The organism is Actinomadura sediminis, assembly GCF_042675525.1.
GTDB classification, from domain to species: Bacteria; Actinomycetota; Actinomycetes; order Streptosporangiales; family Streptosporangiaceae; genus Spirillospora; species Spirillospora sediminis.
Genome location: NZ_JBHTJA010000078.1, coordinates 22,391 through 32,285 on the forward strand (window position 1 = coordinate 22,391; position 9,895 = coordinate 32,285).

Genomic DNA, 9,895 nt, shown 5'->3' on the forward strand with positions numbered 1-9,895 from the left:
CAGGCGTTATCGGGCCGGTGAGGGTGCGGACCCCGAATTCCCCGGCGCGCCGCGGTCGCGCGCCCGGACCGAGCGCTCCAGGCGGGGCGGGAAGGGACACGGCGCGATGAGCGGCGAGAACGCCACGCGGATGCCGCCGCGTGCCCTGCCGGTCGTCATCGCCGCGATCGTCGGCGTCCTGTACGCCTTCGGTTCGCTGGCGGGCTGGGGCGGCACGGCCTTCATCACGTGGGCCGAGGCCGGCGCGGCGGGCGCCGCGGCGATCTCCCTGCTGGTGTCGGCCGGACGGCCGCGCGGCGGGGACGGCGACGGCGTGAGCGGCCTGCGGCGGCTGTCGGCGGGCGGGATCTGGCGGGCGTCCATGCGCTGGTACGGCATCGCCGCGGCGTGCTGGTTCCTCGGTGCGGTGGGCAGCGCCCTGGCCGACTACGTCAGCCGGAGCGCCCTGTCCCTGTCGGTGCCCGACCTGTTCTACCTGCTCGCCGTGGTCGCGCTGGTCGTCGGGCTGGTGGTCCCGGTGAGCCCGCCGCGGGACGTGGGGACGTGGCTGCGGTACGCGGCCGACACGTACGTGTGCGTCTGCGCGGTGTTCGTCCTCGGGTGGGTGGCGGTCTTCGGCACCCTGTACCACCGGTCGGGGGAGACGCCCGCGGAGTTCGCGCTCGAGCTGCTGTACCCGCTGATCGACGTCGTGCTGGTGTGCGGCGCGCTGCCGTTCGTGCTGGGCGCCGCGCGGGGCCACCGCCGGCCCGCGTGGATGGGGTACGGGGCGCTGGCGGCGTTCGCGATCGCCGACGTCGTGACGACGTTCGTCCGGCTGCACGGCGGCGCCCCCGCCGAGGACCCCGCCGACATCCTCCGGCTCGCGGGGCTGCTGCTGCTGATGCTCGTCCCGTGGACGGAGCCGGTGCCGGAGCCGACCGACGACATCCCGCCGGACGCCGACGTGGTGCGGACGGACGACACCGGGGCGCGGCGCGGCCGGATGATCGGCCCCGGGATCGCCCCGGCGGCGGTCGCCGCGGCCGCCGCGCTGTTCATCGCGGGGCACACGCTGACCGGGCGGCACGGGATGGAGCCGGTCGTCCCGCTGGTGGCGGGCTCGGCGACGCTGGTGCTGCTGGCGCGGCTGGCGGCGCTGCTGCGGGAGAACGACCGGCTGCGGCGGGAGGTCGAGGCGGGCGAGCAGCACTTCCGCGCCCTGTCGGAGAGCATCGACGACGCGGTCCTGATCTGCGACCTGGACACCACCGTGCAGTACGCGAGCGCGGGCGCCCTGCGGACCTACCACTACACGGCCGACGAACTGGTCGGGCGGCCGCTGCTCGAGCTCGTCCACCCGGAGGACCTGCCCCGGCTGGAGGAGGTCTTCACCGAGTTCCTGGAGGCCGAGGACGGCGTGCTCGGCGAGGACGTCCTGCGCGTCTCCTGCCGGGTCCGCGCGGCCGACGGCACGTGGCTGCCGACGGAGTCGACGGTGTCGCGGTACAGCGGCGGCGCGTCCGCGCGGCTCCTGGTGACCACGCGCGACCTCAGCGAGCAGGCGGCGCTGCAGCGGCAGGTCGCCCACCTGACGTTCCACGACGGCCTCACCGGCCTGCCGAACCGGTCGTTCTTCGAGGAGCGGACCCGGGAGCTGCTGTCCCGGCAGCGGTCCGGCGACAAGATCGCGGTGGTGTTCGTCGACCTGGACGGGTTCACCGACGTGAACGACTCGGCTGGGCACGCGGCGGGCGACCAGGTGCTGGCGCAGGCCGCGCGGCGGCTGCGCGGCAACGTGCTGGCCGACGACACGGTGGCGCGCTGGGGCGGCGACGAGTTCGCGGTGCTGGTGCAGCTCCCGTCGGACGAGCGGGAGACGCAGGCGACCGTCGAGCTGGCGGGGCGGCTGCTGCGGGTGCTGTCGGCCGACCCGTACCAGGTCGGCGGCAAGCAGATCGCGCTGACCGCGAGCGTCGGCATCGCGTTCGCCGGGGACGACGAGCGGCCCGGCCGCGGCGCCGACCCCGGGCGGCTCGTCCGGCGCAGCGCCGCGGACCTGCTGCGCAACGGCGACCTGGCGATGGCACGCGCCAAAGAGATGGGCGGCGGCCGGGTCGAGGTGTACGCGCCGCACATGCACGCCGACGTCGTCCGGCGGCTGGAGCTGGGCAGCGACCTGCAGCGGGCGCTGGCCGAGGAGCAGTTCGCGGTGGAGTTCCAGCCGGTGGTGGACCTCGCCACGTCCCGGGTGACCGGCGTGGAGGCGCTGCTGCGCTGGTGGCGGGGGAGCGAGGCGGTGCCGCCGGAGGAGTTCATCGGCCCGGCCGAGGAGGCGGGGCTGATGCTGCCGCTCGGCGACTGGGTGCTGCGGGAGGCGTGCCGGGAGGTGGCCCGCTGGCGGGCGGACTCCTGGGACGTCGGCCTGTCGGTGAACTTCACCGCCCGGCAGATCGGGGCGCCCCGGTTCGTGGAGACGGTCGCGGCGGTGCTGGCGGAGACGGGCCTGCCGCCGCACGCCCTCACGCTGGAGGTGCGCGAGGAGGTGCTGGTCGACGACGGGACGAACGTGGAGCGCCTGGAGGCGCTGCGCGACCTCGGCGTCCGGCTGGCGATCGACGACTTCGGCACCGGGTACGCGTCGCTGGCCTACCTCGGGCGGCTCCCGGTGGACGTCATCAAGATCGACCCGTCGTTCGTGGCGGGGCTCGGGACGGACGAGACGAGCACGCTGCTGACCCGCACGATCGTCCGGCTGGGCAGCGACCTCGGGCTGACCGTGGTCGCGGAGGGCATCGAGCGGCCCGAGCAACTGGAGCTGCTCCGCGAGATGGGCTGCCCGCGCGGGCAGGGGTTCCTGGTGGCGCGCCCGATGGCGGCCGGGCGGGTCGAGTCGCTCGTCCGGACGAACCTGGCGGGCGGCGGCGACGACGTCAGCGGCGAGATACCGCTGCCTCTGCCGGGGTGAACCCCGCCACATGCCGTCTCAGATTTCGAGACAAAGTGTTCAAGGATTTGACCGCGGGCCGGACATCGGCGAAAGTGGGGCCGTGCAGAGCATCTCCACCATCATTCTCGTAGTACTTGGTCGGCGCGCAGGCTGACCGAGTCCTTCCGTCCTGCGCGCCTCCCCTCGACCGCCATCCGGCGGCGGGGGTTTTTTGTTGCCCGGCGAGCCCAGTCTCTCTCCCCAAGGAACCGCAGATCATGACGACCGAACAGATGACGGGAGCCCAGGCGCTGGTGCGCGCCTTGGAGAACGTCGGCGTCGACACCGTGTTCGGCATCCCGGGTGGCGCGATCCTCCCGGCCTACGACCCGCTCTTCGACTCCGCGAAGCTCCGTCACATCCTCGTCCGGCACGAGCAGGGCGCCGGCCACGCCGCCCAGGGCTACGCGATGGTGACCGGCAAGGTGGGGGTCTGCATGGCCACCAGCGGGCCCGGCGCCACCAACCTCGTCACCGCGATCTCCGACGCCTACATGGACTCGGTGCCGATGGTGGCGATCACCGGCCAGGTCGCGACGTCGCTGATCGGGACCGACGGGTTCCAGGAGGCCGACATCGCGGGCATCACGATGCCGATCACCAAGCACAACTTCCTGGTCACCGACGCCCGCGACATCGGCCGGACGATCGCCGAGGCGTTCCACATCGCGAGCACCGGCCGTCCCGGGCCCGTCCTGGTCGACATCGCGAAGGACGCGCTGCAGGCGACCGTCGGGTTCGAGTGGCCCGTCGCCCTCCAGCTCCCCGGGTACCGGCCCGTCACCCGGCCGCACTCCAAGCAGGTCCGCGAGGCGGCACGGCTGATCGTCGAGTCGAAGCGCCCGGTGCTGTACGTCGGCGGCGGCGTCCTGAAGGCGGGCGCGTCCGCCGAGCTGAAGGTGCTCGCCGAGCTGACCGGCGCGCCCGTCGTCACCACGCTGATGGCGAAGGGCGCGCTGCCCGACAGCCACCCGCAGCACATGGGCATGCCCGGCATGCACGGCAGCGTCGGCGCCGTCGGCGCCCTCCAGCGCGCCGACCTGCTGGTCACCCTCGGCGCCCGCTTCGACGACCGGGTCACCGGCAAGCTCGACGGGTTCGCGCCGAACGCGAAGGTCGTGCACGCCGACATCGACCCGGCCGAGATCTCCAAGAACCGGCACGCCGACGTCCCGATCGTCGGGGACGCCCGCGAGGTCATCGCCGACCTGATCGTCGCGGTGCAGAACGAGCACGCGGCGGGCAACACCGGCGACTACACCGACTGGTGGCGGCAGCTCGACGCGTGGCGCGAGACCTACCCGCTCGGGTACGACGCCCCGGCGGACGGGTCGCTGTCGCCGCAGCAGGTCATCGAGCGGATCGGGCAGATGGTCGGGCCGGACGCCTACTACGTCGCGGGCGTCGGGCAGCACCAGATGTGGGCCGCGCAGTTCATCAAGTACGAGCGGCCCGGCGCGTTCCTCAACTCCGGCGGCGCGGGCACGATGGGCTACGCCGTCCCGGCCGCGATGGGCGCCAAGGTCGGCGCGCCCGACACGCAGGTGTGGGCGATCGACGGCGACGGCTGCTTCCAGATGACCAACCAGGAGCTGGCCACCTGCGCCATCGAGGGCATCCCCGTGAAGATCGCGGTGATCAACAACGGTAACCTCGGCATGGTCCGGCAGTGGCAGACGCTCTTCTACAACGAGCGCTACTCCAACACGAATCTGCACGCCGCGAAGCGGATTCCCGACTTCGTGAAGCTCGCGGAGGCGTACGGTTGCGTGGGGCTGCGCTGCGAACGGGCCGAGGACGTCGACGCCGTCATCGCCAAGGCCATGGAGATCAACGACGCGCCCGTCGTGATCGACTTCGTGGTGCACCAGGACGCCATGGTCTGGCCCATGGTCGCCGCCGGCACGGCCAACGACGACATCAAGATCGCCCGGGACATGGCCCCCGACTGGGAGAACGGAGACTGACCCCGATGAGCCTGCACACCCTCTCGGTGCTGGTGGAGAACAAGCCCGGCATCCTCGCGCGGGTCGCGGCGCTGTTCTCCCGGCGCGGCTTCAACATCGAGTCCCTCGCGGTCGGCGTCACCGAGCACCCCGACATCTCCCGGATGACGATCGTCGTCAACGTCGCGGACCTGCCGCTGGAGCAGGTCACCAAGCAGCTCAACAAGCTGATCAACGTGCTGAAGATCGTCGAGCTGGACCAGTCGGCGTCCGTCCAGCGCGAGCTCGTCCTGGTCAAGGTGCGCGCCGACGCCGAGACCCGCTCGCAGGTCCTGGAGACCGTCAACCTGTTCCGCGCCAAGGTCGTGGACGTCGCCCCGGACGCGGTGACGATCGAGGCCACCGGCAACCGCGACAAGCTGGACGCCTTCATCCGCGTCCTGGAGCCGTTCGGCATCAAGGAGCTGGTGCAGTCCGGCATGGTGGCCATCGGACGCGGCGCACGCTCCATCACCGACCGCTCGCTGCGGGCCATCGAGCGCAGCGCGTGACGCAACCGAACACACGAAACGAAAGGCAGCAGCACTGTGGCTGAGATGTTCTACGACGACGCGGCCGACCTGAGCGTGATCCAGGGCCGGCACGTGGCGATCATCGGCTACGGCAGCCAGGGACACGCGCACGCGCTCTCCCTGCGCGACTCCGGCGTCGACGTGCGGGTCGGGCTCCGCGAGGGGTCGCCCAGCCGGGAGAAGGCGGAGGCCGAGGGCCTGCGCGTCGTCACCCCGGCGGAGGCGGCCGAGGAGGCCGACCTCATCATGCTGCTGGCTCCCGACCACCACCACCGGGAGATCTTCGAGAAGGACATCAGGCCCGCGCTCGTCGAGGGCGACGCGCTGTTCTTCGGCCACGGCTTCAGCATCCGCTACGACCTGGTCCAGCCGCCGGAGGGCGTGGACGTGGCGATGGTCGCGCCGAAGGGCCCCGGCCACCTCGTCCGCCGCCAGTTCGTCGCGGGCCGCGGCGTCCCGGTGATCGTCGCGGTGGAGAAGGACGCGTCCGGCAACGCCTGGCCGCTGGCCCTCGCCTACGCCAAGGCCATCGGCGGCCTGCGCGCGGGCGGCATCAAGACCACCTTCACCGAGGAGACCGAGACCGACCTGTTCGGCGAGCAGGCCGTGCTGTGCGGCGGCGCGTCCGAGCTGGTGAAGGCCGGGTTCGAGGTGCTGACCGAGGCCGGCTACCAGCCTGAGGTCGCCTACTTCGAGGTGCTGCACGAGCTGAAGCTCATCGTCGACCTCATGTACGAGGGCGGCATCTCCAAGATGTACTGGTCGGTGTCCGACAACGCCGAGTACGGCGGCTACCGCAGCGGCCCGCGCGTGATCACGCCGGAGACCAAGGCCGCGATGAAGAAGATCCTCGGCGAGATCCAGTCCGGCGAGTACGCCAAGGAGCTGGTGGACGAGTTCGAGAGCGGCCAGAAGAAGTTCAGCGAGTACCGCGAGAAGATGGCCGAGCACCCGGTCGAGAAGACCGGCGCCGAGCTGCGCCCGATGATGAGCTGGCTGAACGACTGACCCGGCGGGACGACCGAGCCGACCGGACGACCCGGGCCGGTCGGACGACCGAGCCGACGCCCGGACGGTGGCGTCGGCTCGGCCCGTTCTCGGGCCCGGCCCGTCCGGGGCCGGGCGTCAGCGCAGCAGGCGGCGCAGCAGCCGCGCGACCGGCGAGAGGTTCTCCTGCTCCCGGCCGACCAGCAGCGCCAGGTAGCCGCCGCGCGTGAAGTAGAGGGTGACGTCCTTCGCGCCGACCGCCCGCCGCTGCGGGCCCGTCCGGACGCCGTCGGGCCGGACGGCCCCGAAGCGCGCCTCCCGCCGGACGCCGAGGGCCGTCGTCGCGATGTGCACGTCGTACCGTCCGGGCTCGATCGCGGCCGGGTCGGCGAGCAGCTCGAAACCGCCGGGCACGTCGCCCCGCGGCGCGGTGGGGAGGCGGTGCTCCCGCCCGGTGGAGCGGTCCCGCAGCAGGATCTCGGTGGACGAGCGGTCGGTCGCGACGCGCTGCAGCCGGGCGGCGCCCCGGATCCGCACCCGGCGGCCCTGCCAGTCGGCGCCGTCGAGCCGGTGGTCGACGCCGACCTCGCCGGTGATGTCGACGTCCTGCCGGGGCACGCCGCGCAGGAACGGGTACATCGCGTAGATCCGGCCGCCGACCACCACCGCGCCCGCCGGGCCGCCCTCCACCTCGTCGCGGATCAGCCGTTCCAGCTCGTCGAGCAGGTCGTGCTGGATGCAGAACGCGCGCAGCCGCGCCGACGCGGGCAGGGCCGCGCGGGCGACGTCGCTCAGCCCGTCCGGGCCGATCAGCCGGCGGGTGCCCTCGACGAGCCGTGCCCGCTGCAGGGAGTCGAGCTCCAGGAACCGGTGGTCGTACACGCGCAGGACATCGCGCAGGACGCTGATCGAGACATCGGTCGGGACGCTGATGCTGTCGGACGTCACGGTGCCCTCTCCTGATCGCCGGGAACGCTGGTCACGTTAAGCCACCGTTCGGTTTCGCACAGTAAAAGTTTCAGGACCCTGTCTCCCGGGATGCATACTCGGTATTGCCTTGGGTATACGCGGTATGCATACTTCGTAGGCATGTCGATCCGTCATGGCCTCCTGGCACTGCTGTCCCAGGGGCCCCGCTACGGCTACCAGCTGCGCACCGAGTTCGAGACGTCCACGGGGGCGACGTGGCCGCTCAACATCGGGCAGGTGTACTCCACTCTCTCCCGGCTCGAACGGGACGAGATGGTCACCCGCGTCGGCGCCGACGAGGAGGGCCGGTTCGTCTACCGGATCACCCCTGCGGGCAAGGACGAGGTGCGGCGCTGGTTCGCCACCCCGGTCGCCCGCGCCGACCGCCCCCGGGACGAGCTGGCGATCAAGCTGGCGATGGCCGTCACCGCGCCGGGCGTGGACGTCCGCCAGGTCGTCCAGGCGCAGCGCACCGCCACCCTGCGTTCGCTGCAGGACCTCACCCGGCTCAAGGCCGAGCCCCCCGCCGACCGGCCGACGCAGGGCGACCACGCCTGGCGGCTGGTCCTCGAGTCCATGGTGTTCCAGGCCGAGGCCGAGATCCGCTGGCTGGACCACTGCGAGTCCTACGTCGCCCGCGCCGTCCCGCCCGCCCCGCCGGCGTCGTCCGCACCGGACGCGCCGGCCGGCGATCCGTCCGTCCAGAGGAAGGCGCGCCGATGAGCGTCCTGTCCATGCGGGCCGTGTCCCGCGACCACGGGACGGGCGCCGCGCTCGTCCACGCGCTGACCGAGATCGACCTGGACGTCGCCGAGGGCGAGTTCGTCGCGGTGATGGGCCCGTCCGGTTCCGGCAAGTCGACCCTGCTCACGCTCGCGGGCGGCCTCGACACGCCGACGTCGGGTGAGGTCCTGGTCGGCGGTGAGGACCTCGCCGGGCTGACGGCGGCCGGACGGTCGGCGCTGCGCCGCCGCGGCATCGGCTACGTCTTCCAGGACCTCAACCTCATCCCGAGCCTGACCGCCGCCGAGAACGTCATGCTGCCCCGCGAGCTCGACGGCGTCCGCGCCCGCAAGGCCCGCGCGGAGGCCCGCGCCGCGCTGGCGGAGGTCGGCGTCGCCGACCTGGCCGGCCGGTACCCCGACGAGATGTCCGGCGGCCAGCAGCAGCGGGTCGCGATCGCCCGCGCGCTCGTCGGCGACCGGCGGCTCGTGCTGGCGGACGAGCCGACCGGGGCGCTCGACAGCGTGACCGGCGACGACGTCATGCGGGTGCTGCGGCAGCGCTGCGACGCCGGGGCCGCCTGCCTGATGGTCACGCACGAGTCGAGGCACGCGGCCTGGGCCGACCGGGTGGTGTTCCTGCGGGACGGCCGCGTCGTCGACGCCACGCCCTCCCGCGTCGGGCCCGAGACCCTGCTCGAGGAGGCCCGGTGAGCGGCTTCCGGCCCGCGCTGCGCATCGCCCTCCACGACGCGCTGCGCGCCAAGGGGCGCACCGCGCTGATCCTGTGCATGGTCGGGTTGCCGGTGGCGGCCGTCGTGGGGTTCGGGGTGGTGTGGAAGACGCTGGAGTGGACCCCGCGGGAGTCGCTGCCGCACGAGATCGGCGCGGCGGACGCCCTGCTCAGCGGGGACGGCAGGGACCCGATCGGCCAGTTCCCGGACAACGGGGAGACGTCGATCGGCGCGACCGCGGAGGCGGCGCCGTGGACCACGGCGGAGATCACTCGGCGGGTCGTCGCCGAGTACGGCGCGGACGCGCGCGTCCTGCCGATGAACTTCGGGGACGTCGAGATCGTGACGTCCGCCGGGCGTCTGCGGGTGCCGCTTCACGAGCTGGACGTCCGTGACCCGATGGCGCGCGGGATTCTGGAGATCACCGATGGGCGGGCGCCCGGGGCGCCGGGGGAGATCGCGTTGTCTCCCTCGCTCGCCGCGCGGGGCTTTGCGCTCGGCGGGACGGTTCGGGTCGGCTCCGAAGAGACGCCCATGCGCGTCGTCGGGTACGTGCGCGACCCGTACGTGTCACCCGACCACGAGGCCACCGAGCACCTCGCGGTCGCGCTGCCCGGAGCCGTCCCGGCCGATCCCTCCGCCGATCCGACGGAAGCCGGCCCGTTGCGGCACTGGCTGGTCGACGCGGGCGGTCCGGTGACCTGGGAGGACGTCACCGGATTCAACGAGGACGGGATCATCGTCCTGTCCCGCGACGTCGTGGAGCATCCGCCCGAGAAGCCCGGGCCGTCCGGTCTCTCGTCGCCCCCCGACTGGCCGGTGAACCGGACGAGCGCGATCGTCGCGCTGACCGGGGCGATGATCCTGCTCCAGGTCGTCCTGCTGGCCGGGCCCGCGTTCGCGGTCGATGTCCGCAGGCGGCGGCGTCTGCTCGCGCTGGTGGCGGTCGCGGGCGGCGGGCCCCGGCATCTGCGGGCGGTGGTGCTCGCCGGTGGTC

7 protein-coding genes and 1 pseudogene are annotated in these 9,895 nt (G+C 73.0%); 7 read left to right on the plus strand and 1 reads right to left on the minus strand.

Annotated elements, in window-relative coordinates; all coding sequences use genetic code 11:
• Nucleotides 1-106: 106 nt before the first annotated feature.
• From ACFQ11_RS27920 to ilvC, 4 genes are all read left to right on the plus strand, one after another.
• Nucleotides 107-2,947 (plus strand): putative bifunctional diguanylate cyclase/phosphodiesterase, encoded by a 2,841-nt coding sequence (locus tag ACFQ11_RS27920; protein WP_378303910.1) that lies wholly within the window; start codon nt 107-109, stop codon nt 2,945-2,947.
• Between the two features lie 236 nt (nt 2,948-3,183).
• Nucleotides 3,184-4,935, plus strand: a complete 1,752-nt coding sequence (locus ACFQ11_RS27925) for an acetolactate synthase large subunit (RefSeq protein WP_378303922.1) — start codon at nt 3,184-3,186, stop codon at nt 4,933-4,935.
• A 5-nt stretch (nt 4,936-4,940) separates the two neighbouring features.
• Nucleotides 4,941-5,465: an acetolactate synthase small subunit gene (ilvN, locus tag ACFQ11_RS27930; RefSeq protein ID WP_378303912.1), complete on the plus strand. Its 525-nt coding sequence runs from the start codon at nt 4,941-4,943 to the stop codon at nt 5,463-5,465.
• A 45-nt stretch (nt 5,466-5,510) separates the two neighbouring features.
• Entirely contained in the window at nt 5,511-6,494 is a 984-nt protein-coding gene (gene ilvC, locus ACFQ11_RS27935) for a ketol-acid reductoisomerase (RefSeq protein WP_378303924.1), read from the plus strand.
• A 117-nt stretch (nt 6,495-6,611) separates the two neighbouring features.
• Here ilvC and ACFQ11_RS27940 read toward each other — a convergent pair whose 3' ends face one another.
• Complete coding sequence (locus tag ACFQ11_RS27940; RefSeq protein WP_378303914.1) at nt 6,612-7,421, minus strand: hypothetical protein; 810 nt, start codon at nt 7,419-7,421, stop codon at nt 6,612-6,614.
• Nucleotides 7,422-7,562: 141 nt separating this feature from the next.
• Here ACFQ11_RS27940 and ACFQ11_RS27945 point away from each other — a divergent pair, with 141 nt between their 5' ends.
• The 3 genes and pseudogenes from ACFQ11_RS27945 to ACFQ11_RS27955 all read left to right on the plus strand — a co-directional run.
• Nucleotides 7,563-8,165 carry a PadR family transcriptional regulator gene (locus ACFQ11_RS27945; protein WP_378303916.1) on the plus strand — a complete coding sequence of 201 codons (603 nt, stop codon included), beginning with the start codon at nt 7,563-7,565 and terminating at the stop codon, nt 8,163-8,165.
• Complete coding sequence (locus ACFQ11_RS27950; RefSeq protein WP_378303918.1) at nt 8,162-8,878, plus strand: ABC transporter ATP-binding protein; 717 nt, start codon at nt 8,162-8,164, stop codon at nt 8,876-8,878. Before ACFQ11_RS27945 ends, ACFQ11_RS27950 begins: the two co-directional genes overlap by 4 nt.
• A pseudogene (locus ACFQ11_RS27955) lies at nt 8,875-9,895 on the plus strand (FtsX-like permease family protein); the annotation flags it as partial. The gene ACFQ11_RS27950 and the pseudogene ACFQ11_RS27955, both read left to right, overlap by 4 nt.